The organism is Variovorax sp. 770b2 (assembly GCF_900115685.1).
Classification (GTDB): Bacteria; Pseudomonadota; Gammaproteobacteria; order Burkholderiales; family Burkholderiaceae_C; genus Variovorax.
Map to the genome: position 1 here is coordinate 2,560,552 of NZ_FOXJ01000001.1, position 20,371 is coordinate 2,580,922.

The 20,371-nt window shown below is 66.6% G+C and carries 18 protein-coding genes and 1 pseudogene; 12 read left to right on the top strand and 7 right to left on the bottom strand.

Annotated features, from left to right (window positions below; all coding sequences use genetic code 11):
- Window positions 1–42: 42 nt before the first annotated feature.
- The 6 genes from BM133_RS11740 to BM133_RS11765 all read left to right on the top strand — a co-directional run bounded on the left by BM133_RS11740 (window position 43) and on the right by BM133_RS11765 (window position 5,061).
- Window positions 43–1,047: a Bug family tripartite tricarboxylate transporter substrate binding protein gene (locus BM133_RS11740; protein ID WP_093433885.1), complete on the top strand. Its 1,005-nt coding sequence runs from the start codon at window positions 43–45 to the stop codon at window positions 1,045–1,047.
- A gap of 128 nt (window positions 1,048–1,175) precedes the next feature.
- On the top strand, window positions 1,176–1,841 hold the full coding sequence (locus BM133_RS11745; protein ID WP_093433886.1) for a response regulator: 666 nt from the start codon (window positions 1,176–1,178) through the stop codon (window positions 1,839–1,841).
- A gap of 9 nt (window positions 1,842–1,850) precedes the next feature.
- Window positions 1,851–3,251, top strand: a complete 1,401-nt coding sequence (locus tag BM133_RS11750; protein WP_093435278.1) for a sensor histidine kinase — start codon at window positions 1,851–1,853, stop codon at window positions 3,249–3,251.
- 14 nt (window positions 3,252–3,265) lie between these two features.
- Entirely contained in the window at window positions 3,266–4,276 is a 1,011-nt protein-coding gene (locus BM133_RS11755) for a Bug family tripartite tricarboxylate transporter substrate binding protein (RefSeq protein ID WP_093435280.1), read from the top strand.
- 29 nt (window positions 4,277–4,305) lie between these two features.
- Window positions 4,306–4,719 carry a DUF6194 family protein gene (locus tag BM133_RS11760; RefSeq protein ID WP_093433888.1) on the top strand — a complete coding sequence of 138 codons (414 nt, stop codon included), beginning with the start codon at window positions 4,306–4,308 and terminating at the stop codon, window positions 4,717–4,719.
- Between the two features lie 12 nt (window positions 4,720–4,731).
- On the top strand, window positions 4,732–5,061 hold the full coding sequence (locus tag BM133_RS11765) for a hypothetical protein (protein ID WP_143100122.1): 330 nt from the start codon (window positions 4,732–4,734) through the stop codon (window positions 5,059–5,061).
- Between the two features lie 115 nt (window positions 5,062–5,176).
- Here the strand turns inward: BM133_RS11765 and BM133_RS11770 are convergent, their stop codons facing one another.
- Window positions 5,177–5,818, bottom strand: a complete 642-nt coding sequence (locus BM133_RS11770; RefSeq protein WP_093433891.1) for a hypothetical protein — start codon at window positions 5,816–5,818, stop codon at window positions 5,177–5,179.
- Between the two features lie 213 nt (window positions 5,819–6,031).
- Here BM133_RS11770 and BM133_RS11775 point away from each other — a divergent pair, with 213 nt between their 5' ends.
- From BM133_RS11775 to BM133_RS11785, 3 genes are all read left to right on the top strand, one after another.
- Window positions 6,032–6,289 carry a hypothetical protein gene (locus BM133_RS11775; protein WP_093433893.1) on the top strand — a complete coding sequence of 86 codons (258 nt, stop codon included), beginning with the start codon at window positions 6,032–6,034 and terminating at the stop codon, window positions 6,287–6,289.
- Window positions 6,274–6,729, top strand: coding sequence for a hypothetical protein (locus BM133_RS11780; protein WP_093433894.1), 456 nt, complete (start codon window positions 6,274–6,276; stop codon window positions 6,727–6,729). The genes BM133_RS11775 and BM133_RS11780 overlap by 16 nt, the downstream gene beginning before the upstream one ends.
- A 264-nt stretch (window positions 6,730–6,993) precedes the next feature.
- Window positions 6,994–7,458, top strand: coding sequence for a DUF2846 domain-containing protein (locus tag BM133_RS11785; protein WP_093433896.1), 465 nt, complete (start codon window positions 6,994–6,996; stop codon window positions 7,456–7,458).
- A gap of 130 nt (window positions 7,459–7,588) precedes the next feature.
- Here BM133_RS11785 and BM133_RS11790 read toward each other — a convergent pair whose 3' ends face one another.
- From BM133_RS11790 to BM133_RS11805, 4 genes are read right to left on the bottom strand one after another with little or no spacing between them, the layout of a single operon-like run.
- Window positions 7,589–8,812, bottom strand: coding sequence for an ROK family transcriptional regulator (locus tag BM133_RS11790; protein ID WP_093433897.1), 1,224 nt, complete (start codon window positions 8,810–8,812; stop codon window positions 7,589–7,591).
- A complete protein-coding gene (locus BM133_RS11795) occupies window positions 8,805–9,602 on the bottom strand; it encodes an ATP-binding cassette domain-containing protein (protein WP_093433899.1) in 798 nt (265 codons plus the stop codon). The genes BM133_RS11790 and BM133_RS11795 overlap by 8 nt, the downstream gene beginning before the upstream one ends.
- Complete coding sequence (locus tag BM133_RS11800; protein WP_093433900.1) at window positions 9,602–10,561, bottom strand: ABC transporter permease; 960 nt, start codon at window positions 10,559–10,561, stop codon at window positions 9,602–9,604. Before BM133_RS11800 ends, BM133_RS11795 begins: the two co-directional genes overlap by 1 nt.
- Window positions 10,562–10,596: 35 nt before the next feature.
- Window positions 10,597–11,628: a sugar ABC transporter substrate-binding protein gene (locus BM133_RS11805; protein WP_093433902.1), complete on the bottom strand. Its 1,032-nt coding sequence runs from the start codon at window positions 11,626–11,628 to the stop codon at window positions 10,597–10,599.
- A gap of 369 nt (window positions 11,629–11,997) precedes the next feature.
- On the opposite strand from BM133_RS11805, the gene aspT (BM133_RS11810) reads away from it, so the two are divergent.
- The 3 genes from aspT (BM133_RS11810) to BM133_RS11820 all read left to right on the top strand — a co-directional run bounded on the left by aspT (BM133_RS11810) (window position 11,998) and on the right by BM133_RS11820 (window position 17,123).
- Window positions 11,998–13,683 carry an aspartate-alanine antiporter gene (aspT, locus tag BM133_RS11810; RefSeq protein WP_093433903.1) on the top strand — a complete coding sequence of 562 codons (1,686 nt, stop codon included), beginning with the start codon at window positions 11,998–12,000 and terminating at the stop codon, window positions 13,681–13,683.
- A gap of 19 nt (window positions 13,684–13,702) precedes the next feature.
- Window positions 13,703–15,391: an aspartate-alanine antiporter gene (gene aspT, locus BM133_RS11815; protein ID WP_093433905.1), complete on the top strand. Its 1,689-nt coding sequence runs from the start codon at window positions 13,703–13,705 to the stop codon at window positions 15,389–15,391.
- Between the two features lie 76 nt (window positions 15,392–15,467).
- A complete protein-coding gene (locus BM133_RS11820) occupies window positions 15,468–17,123 on the top strand; it encodes a bifunctional aspartate transaminase/aspartate 4-decarboxylase (protein ID WP_093433906.1) in 1,656 nt (551 codons plus the stop codon).
- Between the two features lie 123 nt (window positions 17,124–17,246).
- On the opposite strand, the gene BM133_RS34585 is transcribed toward BM133_RS11820, so the two are convergent.
- Window positions 17,247–19,703, bottom strand: coding sequence for a YadA family autotransporter adhesin (locus tag BM133_RS34585; protein WP_256219151.1), 2,457 nt, complete (start codon window positions 19,701–19,703; stop codon window positions 17,247–17,249).
- 210 nt (window positions 19,704–19,913) lie between these two features.
- Window positions 19,914–19,994, bottom strand: a pseudogene (locus BM133_RS35740) (ESPR-type extended signal peptide-containing protein); the annotation flags it as partial.
- Window positions 19,995–20,371 lie beyond the last annotated feature (377 nt).

Genomic DNA, 20,371 nt, shown 5'->3' on the forward strand with positions numbered 1-20,371 from the left:
CACGATGCGGGCTTTCTTACAAAAGCGACGGAGACAAGCACCATGTCCGACCATTTCCTGAACGACCTGCCCACGCGCCGCCAATGGCTGCAGGGCGGCAGCGCACTCGCCCTGGGCGGCCTGCTTCCCACCCTGGCTTCGGCCCAGTCCGCATGGCCCAGCAAATCGGTGCGCTTCGTCGTGCCCTTCGCGCCGGGCGGCAGTTCGGAAATCGTCGCGCGCTCCACCGCTGCGGAACTCTCGCGCACGCTCGGCCAGAGCGTCTTCGTGGACAACAAGCCCGGCGCCGCCGGCAACATCGCGATGAGCGAAGTGGCGCGCAGCACCGACCAGCACACGCTGGTCCTCGGCCACATCGGCACGCTGGCCGTGAACCCCTACATCTTCGCCAAGCTGCCCTACGACGCGAACAAGGATTTCAAGCCTGTCAGCCTCTTGGCCAAGGTGCCCAGCCTCTACGTGGTGCACCCCGACGTACCCGCGAAGAACCTCAAGGAGTTCATCGCCTACGCCAAGTCGAAACCCGGCAAACTGAACTACGGCTCCGCGGGCAACGGCAGCGCCGGCCACCTCGCTTTCGAGTACCTGAAGATGACCGCCGACGTGTTCATGCTGCACGTGCCCTACCGCGGCACCGGGCCGATGGTGACCGACCTGCTCTCGGGCCGGCTCGACGCCTCGGCCATCGGCGCGGCGGCGATCATTCCGTTCATCAAGGCGGGCAAGGTGCGCTGCATCGCGACCGGCTCGGCCAAGCGCCTGGCGCAATTGCCGGACGTGCCGACGGTCGCGGAGCAAGGCTTCCCGGGTTTCGAGATGACCCAGTGGTACGGCATGCTCGCGCCGGCCAACATCGAGCCCGCGAACCTGGCCAAGCTCTCGGCCGAGACGATGAAGGCGGTGAAGTCGCCCGACTCGATGCAGCGGCTCACGGCCGATGCGGCCGAGGCCATCGGCGGCACGCCCGAGCAGTTCGCGCAGTTCATCGCGGCCGAGCAGGCGCGCTGGCAGAAGGTGATCGCAAGGGCAAACATCAAGCCGGATTGACTGGCATACCCCCAGTCTTCGCGCACTTCGTGTCGCTTCGCCCCTTGCAGCGGGGCAACTCCTGCGGCCCGGCAGAGCCGGTTCCGCGGTGTTTCGCAAAAAGACGGGGCACCACTAGCATCGGCGCCATGCGCATCCTCCTGGCCGAAGACGAACACACCCTGGGCACCTGGCTCTGCAAGGCGCTGGAGCATGCGGGCATCCAGGTCGAATGGGTGGATGACGGGCGCCTGGCCGACCGCGCGCTGCAGCAGCGCGACCACGATGCCCTGGTGCTCGACCTGGGCCTGCCCGGCATGGACGGCCACACGGTGCTGCAGCGGCTGCGCGAACGCGACCAGCGGCTGCCGGCGCTGATCCTCACCGCGCGCGATTCGCTGAACGAGCGGGTCGCCTCGCTCAACGCGGGTGCCGACGACTTTCTCGCCAAGCCCTTCGCGCTGGCCGAGCTCGAAGCGCGGCTGCATGCGCTGGTGCGGCGTGCGCGCGGCGTGGAGCATCCGCGCCTGGCGTGCGGGCCGCTGGTGTACGACGGCGCGCGCCGCCAGTTCGTGCTGAACGGCGAAGCGCTCGCGCTCTCGCCGCGGGAGCACGCGGTGCTGCGCGTGCTGGTGCAGCGCAGCGGCGAGCCGTTGTCCAAGCAGCAGATTCTCGAACGCGTGTTTCCCGATGACGAAGAGGTGCACCCCGAAGCGGTGGAGGTCTTCGTCTATCGCCTGCGCAAGCGCCTGGACGGCACCGGCGTGCGCATCGTCACGCTGCGTGGTCTTGGCTACGTGCTGGAAGCCGACTGAGTGCGCGTGATGCGAAGCTTCCTGCGCCGCGCGAGCCTCTGGCAGCGGCTCGCGCTGCTGCTGTTCCCCGCCCTGCTGCTGGTGACGGGCCTGGAGCTGTGGATGACGCGGCACGACGCGCTCGCCGCCGCCAACGCGGCCTACGACCGCTCGCTGCTGGGTGCGCTGAAATCCATCGACGCCAACATCTCGACGGCCTCGGGCGGCCTCTCGGTCGAGTTGCCGTACTCGATGTTCGAGTTCTTCGAGCTCACGGCCAGCGGCCAGGTGTTCTTTCGCGTGGCGACCTCCGACGGATTGGTCGAACTGGGCAGCGCCGACCTGCCCGCGCCGCCGGCCGAATTGAAGATGGGCGTGCCGGCTTTCTACGACGCCACTTACTTTGGCGAGGCCGTGCGGCTCGCAGCCTACCGGCGAGACCTGGACCGCGCGCCGGCCGGCAGCACGGGGCGCAGCGTGCTGGTCCAGGTGGGCGAGAGCACGCGCTCGCGGCAGGAGTTCAGCGCGCGCTTCGTGCGCAGCGCGGCGCTGCGCGACGGGCTGGTGCTCGCGCTGCTGCTGTGCGGCACCGCCCTCGCGCTCGCCGCCGCACTGCGGCCGCTGTCCCGGCTCGCGCGCGACGTGCAGGCGCGCACGCCCGACGACCTCACGCGCATCCCCGAGACCGACCTGCCGGCCGAGGTGCGCCCGCTGGTGGATGCGGTCAACCAGCAGATGTCGCGCACGCAGGACCTGGTGACCCAGCAGCGCCAGTTCCTGGACGACGCCTCGCACCAGCTGCGCACGCACCTCACCACCCTGCAGATGCAGGCCGACTACGCCAGGCGCGAGGAAGACCCGGCGCAGGTGCGCGCCGCGCTCGACGCGCTGGGCACCGAGATCGGCCGCGCCACGCGCAGCGCGCAGCAACTGCTCGCGCTGGGCCGCAGCGACACGGTGGCCGTGGAGCCTGCGGAGTTCGACCTGGCGGCGCTGCTGCGCGAAGTGGCGGTGGACCTGCTGCCGCTCGCGCGCGCCAAGCGCATCGACCTGGGCATCCATGCGCCCACGCCGGAATTCCTAGCGGTCGCGGACCGGGGTCTGCTGCGCGAGGCGCTCGGCAACCTCGTGACAAACGCGATCACCTACACACCCGCCGAAGGCACGATCACCCTCTTCGCCGCGGGCGATGCCGCGGGGTGGAGCCTCAACGTCGAGGACGACGGCCCCGGCCTCGGCGAAGAAGAGCGCTTCGCCTTGGGCCAGCGCTTTCGCCGCGGCGCGCGTGCGGGCAAGGGCGGCTTCGGCCTCGGGCTGGCCATTGCGCGTTCGATCGCGCAGCGGCACCGGGGCGAGCTGCGGCTCGAGGCGCGCGAGGCCGGCACGGGGCTGCATGCGATCATCTGGTGGCCCCGGCCGGCGGCCAGCTAGCGGCGCACAACCCCATGCAGATGCCCTCTTCCACCCGCCGCCATGCGCTCTGCGCGCTCTCTGCACTGTTCGTTCCCGGCATCGCCATGGCGCAGTCCGGCGACCCCTCGCTGGCCGCGGCCGACTGCGTGATCCCCGCCAAGGCCGGCGGCGGCTTCGAACTCACCTGCACCCTCGCGCGCGATGCGCTGCAGGCGGTGCGCCCTTCGCGCCCGCCCCTCGGCCAGCGCTACCTGCCGGGCGGCATCGGCGCCGTCGCCTTCGACCGCATCGCCACCGGCCAGCTCGGCGGCGAGGGCACGCTGGTCGCGTTCTCCAGCGGCTCGCTGCTCAACCTGGCACAGGGCCGCTTCGGCCCGCACCCGCCCTCGGCCGTGCGCTGGATCGCCACGCTGGGCACCGACTACGGCGTGATCGCCGTGCACCGCGACTCGCCCTACAGGCGCCTGCAGGATCTTGTCGCGGCTCTCCGGCAAGACCCTTCGCGCACGGCCTTCGGCGCGGGCGGTACTGTCGGCAGCCAGGACTGGGTGAAGGCCGCGCTGCTGGTGCGCGCCGCGGGCCGCGACCACAAGGCGATGCGCTTCGTTTCCTTCGAGGGCGGCGGCGATGCACTGGGTGCGCTGCAGGGCAAGCACGTCGACGTGTTCCCCGGCGACGCGGCCGAGGCACTGCAGGCCATCGCGGGCGGCGCGGCGGTGCGCCTCCTGGCCGTGCTGTCGGAAGCGCGGCTGGGCGGCGCGCTCACCGGCGTGCCGACCGCGCGCGAGCAAGGCGTGGACATCGTCTGGCCGACCGTGCGCGGCCTGTACCTGAGCGCGAACGTGCCCGAGGCCGCCGTGCGCGCCTGGAGCGCCGCATTCGCCGAAGCCACGGCCGCACCCGGCTACGCGGCGCTGCGCGAGCGCCACAGCCTTTATCCTTTCGCGCTCACCGGCGCCGCGCTCGACGACTACGTGCAGGCCCGCATCAAGACCTACCAGGCGCTCGCGGACGAGCTGGGTTTGCGCCGCTGGAAGCCCTGAGCCTGAGCCTGAGCACACGAAGCATCTCCATGACCGAAGACGACATCACCCAGCACATCATCGACTCGCTCGGCGGCGGCCATTTCCAGGTCGCCGACGACAACACCTTCTTCTTTCATGGTGCGGACAACAAGTTTCCCTTCGCCACCATCGTGACGAAGGACAGCGCGTTCGACAGCGCCTCGAACCTGAACCGCCCCGGCGTCTTCCGGCTCAACATCGACGTCGGCAAGGAGCGCTTTCGCGCGCTCTTCGGCGAGCAGGAACAGGCGAACACCGACTTCACCGCGATCGACCGGTTGATGCCGCATCCCATGTACGCAAAGATGTACTGGGTGAGCGTGATCAACCCGAGCGCGAAGACCTTCGAGACCGTGAAGCCGCTGCTGGCGGAAGCCCGCAGCCTGCTGGCCGCACGGGACAAGAGCAAGAGCAAGCCCTAGCCCGGCCGGAACATGGAAAAAGTCTCTCGACCGATCGAAGCCAAGGTGCGCGAGCTTTTCTCTGTGCAAGACGCCCCGGTGGCGCTTGCAGCGCTTTCAGAAATGAAAGAGCCCCCCTGCAACAGCGAGTGGTCGACTGCGCGCGACAGGGTGCAAGCCGCCCTGCTCGTTCTGTCCGGCGCCCGGATCGACAGGCTGTTGAAAGAAGTCCCGGTCTCCCAGGTGGACTGGCGAGACACCTTGACAGCCGCCGGCCTTGCGGGGAGCGACTGGTCCCTGGTTGCCAGGAGGCTGGGCTTCGACCTTCCCCAGGAACGGGGTGCGGAGCGCAGGCCCGCGTGATCGGCCCGGGCGACAAGACCTTCGAGGCCGTGCAGCCGCCGATCGCCGAAGCCCGCAGCCTCGCGGCTGCGAGAGACAAGCGCAGATAACCGGCAGCTGCCCGACCGGCGCGCGTTCACGCCGACGAGCGGGACAACGTCGCCAGCTTCTTCTTCGCGCTCTGCAGGAGCCCGATCTTCTCGACGGGCAATGGGGCCTTCGTGTCCCCGAGCTTGATGATCTCGAGTGCCGAGGGCTTCGGCAGGAGCGCATCGCGCGGCGCGAGGCCGTTGAACCGCGCGTTCGAGATGACGTGCATCTTCAGATGACGGTGGATGCTCTTCGACAGCTTCTGGCAGGCGGCCGTCATGGCGGCTTCGTCGGGCATCGACTGGCCGTGCACGACGAGCAGCTCCAGCGTGCCGTCCTTGTCCTCGCCCAGGATGAAGGCGCGCACCACCGAATCCTTGAACTTGCCTCGCAGCATCGCGCGCACCGGCTCGGCGGCGGCGAACGACTTCAGCGCGATGCTGCGCAGCTCGTCATGAAAGATGAACGCGCGGTCGATCGAGACGGTCTCGGCCTCCTCTGCCTTGGGCTTGTGGCGCTTGAGGATGCCGCTGCCGACCAGGTGCTCCAGCGTGCGCGCCACGTCGTCGGGTGGAAGCTTCGATCGCTGGGCCAGGTCGCTGGGAGAAAAGGGCTGGTCGGGCGCCGCGTAGGCGACCATCAAGAGCTTCTGCACCTCGGGGGCGAAGAGGAAATCTGCGGCACTCATTTTGTTGCGGTTCTCTACAAATGGATTTGCATTATCGAAAGTCCCTCACCCTGGGGTCTTCGAGCTTTCGACCGGCGCCGCGTGATCGCCCCCGGCGCGGTCTTCTCCACGGCATTTTCGAGACGGATTCCGTCGCGGTGCATGGCGCAGGCCTACAGCGGCGCCGGGTTCCGGCCGGTATGAACGGCTGAACACGAACAAGGAGCTTCAGCCATGGGCCTCGAACAGACGATCGACAAGATCAAGCAAGTGGATGCCGCACGCGCCGACTACCCCGGCGAGCACCTCGTCGTGCTCGGCGCCGGCGTACTGCTGTTGCTGGCGGCGGGCCGCAGCCGCTCGTTCCTGCTGCGCATCGCCGCGGGCGCGGCGGGCGGCGCGCTGATCGGGCGGGCCGCGAGCGGCACGGGTGGCATCGCGAAGCTCGCGGGCGCGCTGCAGAGCGGAGGCCTGCCATGGCCGCGGCGCTGAGTTCGCGGACGGCGATGCCCGGCGCCGGATCCCAGCGGTACTGGGCGCCTTGCCTGGCGGTGGCGCTGGTGGCAATGTCTCTTTTCTATGTAACGCTGAAAGACCTGGTGCACGAGAGCGCGGCGCGCGCGCCCGCCTTGCCGCCCGCGGTCATGCCGGCCTATGTCGAAGCGACCGAATCGGCCGGCCGCCTCGCGCTGCCGGATGCCGTGACGCATTCGTCGGTGGCGCCGGCCATGCCGGTGTTCCATCGCACGCCGCCGGCAAATGCGAACGCCGAGGCGGCGGCGCAGCCCAAGGCCGCGCCCGCCGTCGTCCAGGTGAACAAGTGCGTCATGCCCGAGGGCGAGGCGGTCTATTCCGACGGCCCCTGCCCCGAGGGCTCTCGCGCGAGCACGCTGCGGCTGCCGCGCGATCTGCACGCATCGGCGAGCTCGTAAGCGCAGCGGCGAGCGGCCGCGCGCAGACATCGACTGCAACGCGCTCGGCACGCTGACGCCGCAGCCGGTTGCTGCGAAGTTGCCGTGATCGGCCCGATCCATGCGATGGACAGACATCCGCACAAGGATGTCGCGAGAGCCCGACGTCTCGCCTCGGATACCCCTTGAAACAAAAAGCATAATGACGCCGCTCGCGACACCCTGCCGCGAGCGGCCGGGTGCAGGGAGCACTCGGTCTTCTGTGAACAAACCAAGACCACAAAAATGAAGATCAATCACAAGAGCACCATCGTTGTCCTGTCGGCGTTGCTGATGACAGGATGCGCTTCGGTCAACATGGCCAGCAAGGAGGAGAGCGACAAGGCCAAGCAGTTCAGTGCCCCGGCCGCCGGGAAATCCGGCCTTTATGTCTACCGCAACAGCTTCGCCGGGAAGTCTTTGAAGAAGGACATCCTGGTCAACGGCAAGTGCCTGGGCGAGAGCGCCTCCGACGTGTTCTTCTACACGCAGGTGGATGGCGGCAAGAAGAACAAGATCGAAACGGAATCGGAGTTCTCGCCCAATTCCATGGAACTGTTCATGGACGCCGGCAAGAACTACTTCATCCGGCAGTTCATCAAGATGGGCGCATTCGTGGGCGGCGCCGACCTGGAGCAGATTCCGGAAGAGCAAGGCAAGGCCGACATCGCCAAACTCGGCCTGGCGAAGCCAGGCACTTGCGGCAACTGAGCGGTTTTCCTGGGGACGCGATCGCAAGCGGCCGATCGCCGTCCCCAGGCAGTTTGCAAACCGGCCTTCGCCCGAAGAATGGTCGGCCACCAGGGGAGCGCAAGAGGTGCGTTGCGACGTCGGTGGCCTCTCAACCCGCCTTCAGAAACACGTCGTGATCCGGCGCGAAGTTCGCATGCAGCGGCAGCATCGCCCCACCTAGCGCGCACGCCTGCGCCCCCACCCTGCCCCCGTGCAACTGCGGCGGCCACAGGCCTTCCCAGTTGCACTGCGCCAGAGCGGCGCGCGTCTGCTCGAGCAACGCCTGCAGCAAGGCGCGCGACATCGATCCATCCATCACCACGTCGGCCAGGTCCAGCACCGCGGTGCTGCTGACGATGGCATGCGCCAATGCCAACGACGCCGAGCCGAGCCAGGCCTGCGTGGCCGCTGCATAAGGCGGCTGCAACGCACGGTCGTCATAAGCCGCCGCGGGGTCGAGCCCCTCGCCCTGCAGGCGCTGCTCCAGCTCCCACAGCGAGGCCTCGGCCATCACCTGCGGCGGCAGCGCGCCGCCGGGGCGCACCGGCTGCATCGGCAACGAAGCCAGCGCGCCGGCATTGCCGTTCGCGCCCGCGTGCAGATGCGAATCGATGACCAGCCCGCCGCCCACGAAGGTGTCCACGAAGATGTAGAGAAAGCTCTTCAGGTCGTGCCCGCGCCCGCCCACCAGCTCGGCCACGCAGGCGGCCACGGTGTCGCGCGCGAAGCTCACCGGCACCTCGGTGCGCGCGCGCACCTCGGCCAGCAGGTCCATCTGGTTCCACTCGTCCGACTGCGCCCTGGACAGGCCCAGCGTGCGGTGCCAGCCGCCGAGCAGGAACGGCGCGGCCAGCCCCACGCCCACATTGCGCGCGGCGAGCGCACCGAGCCCGTCGCGCAGGCGATGGATGTGCTCGGCAATCGCCGGCAGCAGCGCCTCTGCATCGGGAAAGTCGTAGCTCATCGCATGGCGCTCGCGCACCTGCGCGGTGAAGTCGATCAAGAGCCACTCCGCGCCGCGCCGCCCCACCTTGATGCCGATGGCGAAGGCGCCGTCCGGGTTCAGCGCCAGCGGCACCGAGGGCTGCCCAATGCGACCGCGTACCCGGCTCTGCTTGACGATGAGCTGGTCTTCTTCGAGCCGCGCGGTGATGAGCCCGATGGTCTGCGCGCTCAGCCCCGTGAGCCGCGCGAGGTCGGCCTTGGGCAGGCTCGTGTGCACGCGCAGCGCCTGCAGCACCACGCGCTCGTTGAACTGGCGCATGCCCACCTGGTTGGAGCCGCGCGGGCGCAACAGGTCGGGCGGGCGCACAGAAACTTCCGCATCAGGCATGCGCCTCCGCGGGCAACTGGTCGGCCGTCATGGCGCCGGTCATCAGGGCCACGGTGTCGCTCATGCTGATCTTCTTCGGGTTCAGCACCGCAGCGCGCTTGCCCAGCCGTGCCACGTGGATGCGGTCGGCCACCTCGAACACATGCGGCATGTTGTGGCTGATGAGCACCACGGGCAGGCCCTTGTCGCGCACGCGGCGGATGAGTTCGAGCACCATGTTGCCCTCCTTCACGCCGAGCGCGGCGGTGGGCTCGTCCATGATGACCACGTGCCGCGCGAAGGCCGCGCTGCGCGCCACCGCCACGCACTGGCGCTGGCCGCCCGAGAGCGTCTCGACCGCCTGCGTCATCGACTGGATGCCGACCTTCAGGTCCGCCATGCGGGCGGCGCTTTCCTGCAGCATCTTCTTCTTGTCGAGCATGCGCAGCACGTTGCCCAGGAACCCGGGGCGGCGCAGTTCGCGGCCGAGGAAAAGGTTTTCGTAGATCGTCATCGCGGGCGCGACGGCCAGGTCCTGATAGACCGTCTCGATGCCCGCGCGCCGCGCATCGAGCGGATTGCGAAAGTGCACCGGCGCGCCATCGAGCAGGATCTCGCCCTGGTCGGGCACCACCGCGCCCGAGAGCGCCTTGATGAGCGACGATTTGCCCGCGCCGTTGTCGCCGATCACCGCGAGGATTTCTCCTTCGCGCAGTTCGAAATCGACACCGTCCAGCGCGGTGACCTGGCCGTAGCGCTTCACCAGGCCCTTGGCCTGCATGACGATCTTGGGGTTTGCCACGGTGTTCATCAGCGTGCTCCCTTGCGCGAGAGTTGGTCGGCCGCCACCGCGAGGATCACGAGCACGCCCGTCACCAGCACCTGGTAGATCGAGGACACGCCCATCAACGTGAGCCCGTTGCGGAACACGCCCACGATCAGCACGCCGATCAGCGAGCCCAGCACGATGCCGCGGCCGCCGAAGAGGCTGGTGCCGCCGAGCACCACGGCCGTGATGGCGTCCAGGTTCTCGGTCTGCCCCGCGTTCGGATCGCCCACGCCGGTGCGCGCCACCGACAGCAGCGAGGCGATGCCGTAGAGCGCGCCCGCCGCCACGTACACGCCCAGCAGCACGCGCTGCGTCGGAATGCCCACCAGGCGCGTGGCCTCGGCGTTGTTGCCCACGGCGTAGATGTGGCGGCCCGCGCCCGTCTCGCGCAGCACGAACCACGCGAGCAGGTACAGCAGCACCATCAGCACCGCGCCCCAGGCGACCTCGGTGCCGCCGATGGCGAAGGTGGTGCCCAGCCCCGTGAGGCTCGCGGGCAAATCGGTGATGGTCTGCGACGACGAATAGAGCTGCGTGATCGCGAACGCGATGTTCAGCGTGCCCAGCGTCACGATGAAGGGCGGCAGCTTGATGCGCGTGACCAGGAGGCCGTTGACGAGGCCGAAGAGCGTCGTCACCCCCACGCCGCAAAGAATGGCCACCGGCACCGGCAGCCCGAGCTCGGTGGCGAACTTGCTCATGACGATGCCGCCCAGCGCCATCACCATGCCGCACGACAGGTCGATGCCGGCCGTGAGGATGATCAGCGTCTGGCCGATGGCGATCACGCCCACCACCATCACCTGCTGAAGGACCAGCGACAGGTTCTCGCCGGTGAGGAACCGGTCGGACTGCGTCGCGAAGAAGATGCATGCGCCCAGGAGGGCCAGCCACGGCCCGAGGGCGCCCCACGGGATGTGGTGCGTCGGAGATTTCGTCATTGTTGTGTGCTCCCTGCGGTCTCGTTCTTCTGTGCTTACTTCTTGCCCCAGCACAGCTCGGCGCCGGTCTTGGTGTCCTTGCTCTCCACGCCCGCCACGCTCTTGCCGGCGATCAGCGTCACGCCGGTGTCCACGTAGCCCGAGGCCTTCTTGCCGGTCTTGGCGAATTCGACGCCCGCGGCCACGCCCATGGCGGCCATCTTCAGCGGGTACTGCTGCGAGGTCGCGGCGATGACGCCGGCGTTGGTGTCCTTGATGCCCTGGCAGCCGCCATCGACCGAGACGATCATCACGCCCTTCTCCTTGCCCGCGCGCTTGAGCGCGGTGTAGGCACCGGCCGCGGCGGGCTCGTTGATCGTGTAGACCAGGTTCACGTCGGGCGCCTTCTGGAGGCAGTTTTCCATCACCGTCTGCGCCTTGGCCTGGTCGCCGAAGCTGTCGGCCATGCAGACGATCTCGGGCGCCTTGGACAGCTCGTTCGACTTGGCATCGTTCGCCGCGAGCCCGAAGCCCTTCATGAAGCCGTTGTGGCGCTGCGCCCCCACCGGGTGGCCCGGCAGCAGGTCGAGCGCGATGATCTTGGGCGTCTTGCCGGCCATCGCGGCCTTGGCGTATTCGCCGATCAAGACGCCCGCGGTGTAGTTGTTGGTGGCGAAGAGCGCGTCGGTCGCGTCCGGTGGATCGGCCGGGCTGTCCAGCGCGATCACCATGATTCCCTTGTCGCGCGCCTTCTTGATCGCCGGCACGATGGCCTTGGCGTCGCTCGGCGTGATGAGGATGGTCTTGGCGCCGGCCGCGATCATGTTTTCCATCGCGGTGATCTGGCCCGCGTTGTCGCCGTCGGCCTTGCCCGCGCCCGACAGCAGCTTGGCGCCGAGCTTCTTGGCTTCTTCCTGCGCGCCCTCTTTCATCTTCACGAAGAAGGGGTTGGTCTCGGTCTTGGTGACCAGGCCGATGACCGGCTCGCCGGCCGCGAAGGCCGTGGACGCCGTAGCTGCCGCGAGGGCCGCAGCGGAAAGGATGGCGAGGGCCAGGGTCGGGCGACGGCGGCTGCGCGAACTGAACATGGGTGTGTCTCCTTGGGTAGGCGATGGGTTTTTGGCTTGCGGAACGGGGGCAACTATGTTTCAGCGCGGCGACTAAATCAAGTGCCTGTAGTTATCGGAAACCCGCAGACCGGACTGCCAGCCGCCGAATTTCATTCATTGCCTCCGGATTTGCGAATGTAGGGCAAATCGGCTAATCGGCCTTATAGGGATAGGCCTATTGTTTTAGAAATTCAAAGGCGTCCAATCGCGCGCCATTTAAATTTTCACAAATATTTTCAATGTTGATTTATCGTCACCATTAATCTCCAATTCAATTTCTCCATTTATTAACGACCCAATGCCTTCAAGCATGAAGAAAGCGTTGTCCCGCAAGGAGAATCGCCGGTGATGGAGGGCGCGGCCGGCATCCTGCGAAGCCAACCGGAAATAGCGCTTTTTCTCGTGCTCGCCATTGGCTACGCGGTCGGCCAGATCCGCTTCGGCCCTATTCAGCTCGGCGGAATTTGCGGCACCTTGATTGCCGCGCTGGTGGTTGGGCAACTCGGCATCCAGCTCGACGCGAGCGTAAAGAATGTGTTCTTCATGCTTTTCATCTTTGCCCTGGGTTATGCGGGCGGGCCACAATTCTTTGCAAATCTCGACGCCAAGGGCTTGCGTCTCGGGCTCCTTTGCCTGGTCGAAGTGGTCACCGTTCTGGCGCTGGTGCTGTGCGCCACCGTCTTTCTCTCGCTCGACCAGGGCACCGCCGCGGGCCTGATGGCCGGCGCGGCGACCGAATCGGCGGTGGTGGGCACGGCCACCGACGCCATCTCCAAGCTCGCGCTGCCGCTCGCGGACATCCAGCAGCTGCAGGCCAACGTGGTGACGGCCTACTCCATCACCTACGTGTTCGGCCTCATCGCCATCGTGGTCGCCACGAGCCAGGTCTTTCCGCTGCTCCTGCGCGTGGACCTGCGCGCCGAGGCCGACAGGCTCTGGAAGACCATGGGCGGCGGCGACGAGAACCCCGCTGCGGCCAGCGCCACGCCCGAGATGGTCGGCCGCGTGTTCCTGGTGACGGTGGGCCGCGGGCGCACGGTGGGCGAACTGATGTCGATCCTGGGCGGCCACGCGAGCATCGAGCGCGTCGTGCGGCGCGGGCAGAAACTGAATGTCGAGCCCGCGCTGCGCCTGCAGGCCTACGACCAGGTGCTGGCCATCGGCCGACGCAGCATGCTGGTGAACGTGGCCGAGCTCCTGGGCCGCGAGTTCGCGGACACCACCGCCTTCGATGCGGTCGTGGAGACCACCGGGGTCGTGGTCAACCGGCGCGAATGGTTCGGCCGGGGCCTGGGCGAGCTCGATGCGCAACTGCCGCCCGCCCTGCAGATCGTGGGCCTCGCGCGCGACGGCCACGTCATGCCGCTGCTGCACGAGGTGAAGTTGCAGCGCGGCGACGTGCTCAAGCTCTATGGCCCCGCCGCCGACGTGGCGCGCACGCTGCCGCTGGTGGGCGACCGCGTCATCGCATCGACGCACAGCAACATCAGCTACGCGGCGATGGGCATTCTTCTGGGCGTGTTCATCGGCGGCTTCAGCGTCAAGCTGGGCGGCATTCCGTTCTCGCTCGGCACGGGCGGCGGTGCGCTGGTCACGGGGCTGGCCTTCGGCTGGTACCAGTCCAAGAACCCGCACCGTCTGAGCGTGCCGCCCGATGCGCTCGCGCTGATGAAGGACCTGGGCCTGGCCACCTTCATTGCCTGCGTGGGCCTGGCCTCGGGGCCGCAGGCGATCGCGCTCGTGAAGAAATTCGGCATCGCGCTGCCGCTGGTGGGCGTGGCCGTGGCGGTGGTGCCGGCGTGCATCTCGCTCTTCGTCGGGCGGCGGTTGCTCAAGCTGGAGGCGCCCGTGCTGCTGGGCGCCATCGCGGGCCAGCAGTGCAGCACGCCGGCGTTGAGCGCGGTGCAGAACGCGGCGGGCAATGCCACGCCGCTGCTGGGCTACACGATCACCTACGCCATCTCGAACGTGGTGCTGCCGTTGATGGGGCCGCTGATCGTGGCCCTCGCAGGACTGGTGCATGCAGCGAAATAACCTGAAAGGACTTTGACCTATGGAATGGCTCCATGACCTCTTCAAGAAGTCGCCCGAGATGGCGCTCTTTCTCTCGCTGGCGGTCGGCTACTGGATCGGCAAGATCAAGTTCGGCAAGTTCCAGCTCGGCGGCGTGGCCGGCTCGCTGCTGGTCGCGGTGGTCGTGAGCCAGGTCGGCGTGCAAGTCGACCCGGGCGTGAAGGCGGTGCTGTTCGCGCTCTTCATCTACGCGGTGGGCTTCGAGAGCGGGCCGCAGTTCTTCAGCTCGCTGGGCAAACAGTCGGTCAAGGAGATCATCCTGGCCGCCGTGATGGCGGCCACGGGGCTTGCGACGGTGGTGGTCATGGCCAAGCTGTGCGGCCTGGACAAGGGCCTCGCGGCCGGCGTGGCGGCGGGCGGGCTCACGCAGTCGGCCATCATCGGCACGGCGGGCGATGCCATCGGCAAGCTCGGGCTCGCCGCGGCCGAGACCGCGCGGCTGCAGGCCAACGTGGCCATCGGCTATGCGGTGACCTACGTGTTCGGCTCCTTCGGCGCGATCATCGTGTGCGTCAACATCCTGCCCAAATTCATGGGCCGCACGATCCGCGACGACGCCATCGCGGCCGAGACGGCGCAGCAGGCCGGCGTGAAGGTGCTCGGCGCCGACCAGGAAGCGGCGGCGCCTTCGCTGGTGGGGCGCATCTACGAGCTCGCCACCGACCCGCAGCGCACGGTGGCCGACATCGAGAACGCGAACCCCGCGACCACCATCACCATCGAGCGCGTGAAGCGCGATGGCAAGTTCATCGAGGTGAGCCCCGCGCTCGCGCTGCGCCAGGGCGACACGGTGCTCGCGGTCGGCCGGCGCGATGCGGTGGTGGCCAGCGCGCCGCTGCTGGGCAAGGAAGTCTTCGCGGTCGACGGCATGGAGCTCACGCTGGAGAAGCGCGAGATCGTGCTCACCAACAAGGAGTTCGACGGCAAGACGGTGGACCAGATCCGCCAGGCCACCGCCGGCGGCGTGCGCCACGGCATCTTCGTGACGGGTTTGAGCCGCATGGGCAAGGCGCTGCCGATGCAGCCGGACACCGTGGTGCAGGCCGGCGACCTGGTGTCGATCTTCGGTGCCGAGCAGGACGTGAAACGCGTGGCGGCTCTGGTCGGCGACGTGATCGTGCCGAGCGCGAAGACCGACTTCGTGTACCTGGGCGCGGGCCTCGTGGTGGGCCTTCTCGTCGGCCTCCTGAGCGTGAAGCTCGGCAACATCCCGCTCACGCTCGGTTCGGGCGGCGGCGCATTGCTCGCGGGCCTTCTCTTCGGCTGGTACCGCGCCCGGCGCCAGACCTTCGGCGCGCTGCCGCCGGCCGCGGTGCAACTGCTCAAGGACCTGGGCCTTGCCGGCTTCGTGGTGGTGGTGGGCCTGTCTTCGGGCCTGCAGGCGGTGGAGACCGTCAAGCAACTGGGCCTCACGATCTTCGGCGTGGGCGTGGTCGTGACCATCGTGCCGATGCTCTTGACCATGCTGTTCGGCAAGTACGTGCTGCGCTACGCCAACACGGCCGTGTTCGCGGGCGCGCTGAGCGGCTCGCGCAGCGCCAACCCGGCTTTCGGCGAGGTGCTGGGCAAGGCGGAGAACGCCATTCCCACCGTGCCCTTCGCCATCACCTATGCGCTGGCCAACGTGTTCCTCACGCTGCTCGGGCCGCTGATCGTCGCGCTCGTCTGAGCGCGCCGCCCGGCTCTGTTTTTCTCTCTTTTTCTCTCTCTTTTTCTCTCTTTTCCACAACCAGAAGGAGCATCCAATGGATTTCAGCGACGTGAAGAAACTGGCGGGCCTGAGCCCGTTCGAACTGAAGGACGCACTGATCCAGGTCGCCAGCCAGAGCGACCGACTCATGCTCAACGCGGGGCGCGGCAACCCGAACTTCCTGGCCACCACGCCGCGGCACGGCTTCTTCCAGTTCGGCCAGTTCGCGATGACCGAGGCCGAGCGCTCCTACATCTACATGGAGCACGTGGGCGGCTTTCCGCAGCGCGAGGGCATCGAGGCGCGCTTCGAGATCTTCGCCAAGGCCCGTGCGGGCGAGCCGGGCACGCGCTTCATCGAGGCGGCGGTGTCGTACGTGCGCGACCAGCTGGGCCTCGCGGCGGGCGACTTCCTCTACGAGATGTGCGTGGCCATCCTGGGCTGCAACTACCCGGTGCCCGACCGCATGCTGCGGCTCTCGGAGATCATCGTGGGCAAGTACATCCACCAGGAGATGATCGGCACCCACCCCTTCGTGGGCACCTTCGACATGTACGCGGTGGAAGGCGGCACCGCCGCCATGACCTATCTCTTCAACAGCCTCCGCGAGAACCACGTGCTCGCGCCCGGCGACACCATTGCGCTGGGCATGCCGATCTTCACGCCCTACATCGAGATTCCGCACCTCAACGACTACCAGCTGATCGAGACGCTGATCGACGCGCCGCCCGAAAACAACTGGCAGTTCAGCAAGAAGGAGTTGCAGAAGCTGCTCGATCCGAAGGTCAAGGCCTTTTTCCTCTGCAACCCGAGCAACCCGCCCTCGGTGAAGTTGAGCGACGAGGTGCTGGGCTACATCGCCGACATCGTGAAGCAGCGGCCCGACCTCATCATCCTCACGGACGACGTGTACGGCACCTTCGCGGACAACTTTCTCTCGCTGTTCGCGATCGCGCCGCAGAACACGATCCTCGTGTATTCGTTCTCCAAGTATTTCGGCGTGACCGGCTGGCGCATGGGCGTGGTGGCCACGCACGAGGACAACATCATCGACCGCAAGATCGCGGCCCTGCCCGAGGCGAAGAAAAAGGAGCTGGACGCGCGCTACAGCTCCATCACCACCGAGCCGCGCAAGCTGAAGTTCATCGACCGCCTGGTGGCCGACAGCCGCACCGTGGCGCTGAACCACACGGCCGGCCTTTCGACGCCGGTGCAGGCGCAGATGGTGATGTTCTCGCTCTTTTGCCTCATGGACGAGCCGCAGGCCTACAAGCAGTCGATGAAGCGCATCGTGCTGCGGCGCAAAGAGGCGCTCTACCGCGAGCTGGGCCTGCCGATGCAGGAGGACCCGAACTCGGTCAACTACTACCACCTGCTCGACCTGCAGGACATTGCCACGCAGATGCACGGCGAGCGCTTCGGCCAATGGATCGCGGCGAAGCTGCAGCCCAACGAAGCGCTCTTTCGCATCGCCGAAGAGACCAGCATCGTGCTGCTGCCGGGGCGCGGCTTCGGGGGCAAGCACGCGTCGGGACGGGTGTCGCTGGCGAACCTCAACGAATACGACTACGCGAACATCGGGCGGTCGCTGCGAAAGCTGGCGTCGGAATACTTCGTGCGGTTCGAGAAGGAGAACGGCGGTGGCAAGGAAGGCAAGGGGCGCAATGCGAAGACCGCGGTGACCAAGCCTGTGAAGCGCGGGAAGAAATAGCGCACCGGATCGCGCACCTCGCGCACCTCGCAAAGTGCGCACGACGAAAAAAGCACCGCCTCGAGCGGTGCTTTTTTTGTGCGATTTCAAGCGATCAGTTGATCGCCATCGAAAGCATCGCCACTACCACTGGAAGCCGACGCCTGCCGTCGCACCCACGTCGCCCCGGGCGGTGGCTGCGCCGCTGAACTTGTAGGTCCAGCGGTTGTCGGCGGACGTCAACGAGACCCCTGCGGCGATGGCGGATTGCCCCTGGTAAGTCGAGATCGCCGCCGAAGCCATGGGCCGCCCTGGCACTGACGACACCGGCAGACCCGCCATGGCCATCGCAGCCGCCGTCCCGCTGTTCGCATCGCGCCGCAGTTCCCTGATCTTCGAATCGGTGTACGCGTTGGCTTGCCGCAAGGCCTGACTGGACGTCTGGCGCGAGATGGAAGTCGCCTGCTGCAGGTTCACGGCATCCGTCGCTTCGGTGGCGGGCGCCACGTTGGTGATCTGGCGCTCGGCGCCCTGCGATCCCACGGAGACGGTGTTGGCGCGATCGGCCAGCGAGTTGGTGCCGAGGGCCACGCTGCCGTTCGCCAGCGCCACCGAATCGGCACCCAGTGCCACCGCACCTTGGCCCTGGGCATATGCCTTCGGTCCGATCGCCACGCCGCCAGTGCCGGCCTGCACCACCGCAGCATCGCTGCCATCCGGGCGCCCATCGACGGCGACCGTCGCATTGCGCAACTGCATCTGCTCGACCCGCTCCTTGATGACGTTGACCTGCCCGCCGTTGATGGCGTCCGAACTTCCCGGGGCAATGACGCCGTCCGCCACTCCGGTGATCCGGCGCGCGCCCTGCGTGCCCGCCACGTCGATGACCTTGCCGTCGCGGTCCCTGGCCACGGTGATTGCGGCGCCGGGCGCATTCTGGCGGGCCAGGCCGACGTCGCCGCTTTCGACCTGCCGCGTCAGCGCCGTGACGTCGTTGCCCACGCTGCGGATGGAGTCCTGGGCGACGACGATGTCCATCGTGTTCCGGGCGGACTCGGCTTTCGCTGCGTCGGCCACCGAGCGCACGTTTGTCACGTCGCCCTTGACGCTGGCAATGTCGACGGTGCTGATCGTCACGCGATCGTCCAGGGCAGCCACCGACTTCTTTGCTTCACCCGCCTGAAGCTTTGCGGCGTCGGCCGTCTTGGTGGCCGCGTCCGCCTTGGTGCCCGCCGTTGCGGCGCCTGCTTCGGCCTTGCCGGCCTGGGTTTTCGCGTCGTCGGCCGTCGACTTGGCGGTGTCGGCGGTGGTGGTTGCCTTGTCGGCCTTGGAAGCTGCCGCCGTCGACTCGCTCCTTGCGGCATCGGCCACCGACTTGGCTGAATCAGCCGTGGTGCTGGCCTTGTCGGCTGCCGATTTGGCGGTGTCGGCGGTGGTCGTCGCCTTGTCGGCTGTCGATTTGGCGGTGTCGGCAGTGGTCGTCGCCTTGTCGGCTGCCGATTTGGCTGTGTCGGCGGTGGCGGTTGCCTTGTCGGCCTTGGAGGCGGCCGTGGACGACTCGGTCTTCGCGGCGTCGGCAACCGATTTGGCCGTATCTGCGGTGCTCGCCGCCTTGTCGGCCGCCGAACTGGCGTTGTTGGCGGCAGTCACCGCCTTGTCGGCCTTGGAGGCTGCCGTGGTCGACTCGGCCTTTGCGGCGTCGGCAACCGACTTGGCCGAATCGGCAGCGGTTGCCGCACTGGCGGCTGTCGAATTGGCGTTGTTGGCGGTGGTTGCCGCTTTGTCAGCCGTCGTCTGGGCGGTATTGGCACTGGTCGTGGCTTTGTCGGCCGCCGATCGGGCGGTGTCGGCGGTGGTGACTGCCTTGTCGGCCCTGGAAGACGCCGCGGTCGACTCGCTCTTTGCGGCGTTGGCAACCGACTTGGCCGCATCGGCAGCGGTTGCCGCATTGGCGGCTGCCGAATTGGCGTTGTTGGCGGCGGTTGCCGCTTTGTCAGCCGTCGTCTGGGCGGTATTGGCACTGGTCGTGGCTTTGTCGGCCGACGACTGGGCGGTATTGGCGACGCTCGCCGCTTTATCTGCTGCGGATTGCGCGCTTTGGGCGGTGCCTGTCGCGTTATCAGCCGCTGATCTGGCGGCCTGAGCGGTGCTCACCGCTTTGTCGGCTGTCGATTTGACGGCATCCGCCGTGCTTGTCGCGGCGTTGTTCCGGGTTCCTGCTGCGGCAGCAGCTGCGGCCGCGTTGTCGGCCTTGGTGCTTGCTTGGGCTGCCACATCCGATGCGGATTTAACGGCGGCGGTCAGGCGTTGATTGAATTCGTTCAATTGAGATCCGTTAATCGCATCTTTGCTGACTTCAGAAATATCACCAGGATTTACACCGATGAGCTTTTGTCCGTTGAATTCGACAGCACCTGTTCCTCCGATGGAAGTTGGTCCATTTACATCGTCTCCTGCGAGGTCATGGTTTATAAAAACTCCGCCTTTTCCATTCACGAACAACACGCCATTGTTCAGTCCGGAGACGCGGGCGATTGAGATACTTTTATCAGGCGAACGAGCGCCCATCTGATCGGCATTGTTTGAAATACTGAAAATCAATCGAGGATTATCAATACGACAACCTGACACAGAAGTATCGCCAGCAACTCCAAAGCCATTGAACTTTCCTGTCTTATCAGTGCCGCTGCACAACTGAATTCCTCCTCCCCAAGAACCAGGACTTTCGGCACGCGCGCTTTCGAATACTCCAACGCCGTTGGCAATAGCGGCAATCGAAAAAATTCGAACAGCATGCACAATTGATTTTTTGCCGTATCCTTTGGCACTCTCGCACACAGCCACCCACAACTGGGCGGAGTAATTCCATGCAAGACGATAAATTCGATTCATTATTTAACCCAAGAGTTCGACTTTTTCAAAAAGCGGCGTGCCCTTGGAAAACCGGTCCGTTGCGGCCCGGAATTCTTTGAGGTCACGGCCGGTTTTCGATCCGGTTTTCAAAAAAACAAAAAACCCCTCATTCTTTAATAAACAAGAACGAGCTTATGTCGGCATACAACAACCGAAGGTCGAATGCCATGCATGCTGGTTTATTTGCCACGAATGGACGCACGCACATTCGAATTTCATCGAACGGCGCGAAAGAGACGTTCGCCCGCAGGGGCGGCATCTCGGTCCAGCATTGACTTTAGGATTTATTTGAATCCCAGGCCGAATAAAATGCCCTGGAAAGTAATGTTTAAGACATTACAAGAAGGACAATCGAC

Bases quoted from the DNA above. Each gene is read 5' to 3' on its own strand.
- BM133_RS11740 (WP_093433885.1), top strand. From the start codon at position 43: ATGTCCGACCATTTCCTGAACGACCTGCCCACGCGCCGCCAATGGCTG.
- BM133_RS11745 (WP_093433886.1), top strand. From the start codon at position 1,176: ATGCGCATCCTCCTGGCCGAAGACGAACACACCCTGGGCACCTGGCTC.
- BM133_RS11750 (WP_093435278.1), top strand. From the start codon at position 1,851: ATGCGAAGCTTCCTGCGCCGCGCGAGCCTCTGGCAGCGGCTCGCGCTG.
- BM133_RS11755 (WP_093435280.1), top strand. From the start codon at position 3,266: ATGCAGATGCCCTCTTCCACCCGCCGCCATGCGCTCTGCGCGCTCTCT.
- BM133_RS11760 (WP_093433888.1), top strand. From the start codon at position 4,306: ATGACCGAAGACGACATCACCCAGCACATCATCGACTCGCTCGGCGGC.
- BM133_RS11765 (WP_143100122.1), top strand. From the start codon at position 4,732: ATGGAAAAAGTCTCTCGACCGATCGAAGCCAAGGTGCGCGAGCTTTTC.
- BM133_RS11770 (WP_093433891.1), bottom strand. From the start codon at position 5,818: ATGAGTGCCGCAGATTTCCTCTTCGCCCCCGAGGTGCAGAAGCTCTTG.
- BM133_RS11775 (WP_093433893.1), top strand. From the start codon at position 6,032: ATGGGCCTCGAACAGACGATCGACAAGATCAAGCAAGTGGATGCCGCA.
- BM133_RS11780 (WP_093433894.1), top strand. From the start codon at position 6,274: ATGGCCGCGGCGCTGAGTTCGCGGACGGCGATGCCCGGCGCCGGATCC.
- BM133_RS11785 (WP_093433896.1), top strand. From the start codon at position 6,994: ATGAAGATCAATCACAAGAGCACCATCGTTGTCCTGTCGGCGTTGCTG.
- BM133_RS11790 (WP_093433897.1), bottom strand. From the start codon at position 8,812: ATGCCTGATGCGGAAGTTTCTGTGCGCCCGCCCGACCTGTTGCGCCCG.
- BM133_RS11795 (WP_093433899.1), bottom strand. From the start codon at position 9,602: ATGAACACCGTGGCAAACCCCAAGATCGTCATGCAGGCCAAGGGCCTG.
- BM133_RS11800 (WP_093433900.1), bottom strand. From the start codon at position 10,561: ATGACGAAATCTCCGACGCACCACATCCCGTGGGGCGCCCTCGGGCCG.
- BM133_RS11805 (WP_093433902.1), bottom strand. From the start codon at position 11,628: ATGTTCAGTTCGCGCAGCCGCCGTCGCCCGACCCTGGCCCTCGCCATC.
- aspT (WP_093433903.1), top strand. From the start codon at position 11,998: ATGGAGGGCGCGGCCGGCATCCTGCGAAGCCAACCGGAAATAGCGCTT.
- aspT (WP_093433905.1), top strand. From the start codon at position 13,703: ATGGAATGGCTCCATGACCTCTTCAAGAAGTCGCCCGAGATGGCGCTC.
- BM133_RS11820 (WP_093433906.1), top strand. From the start codon at position 15,468: ATGGATTTCAGCGACGTGAAGAAACTGGCGGGCCTGAGCCCGTTCGAA.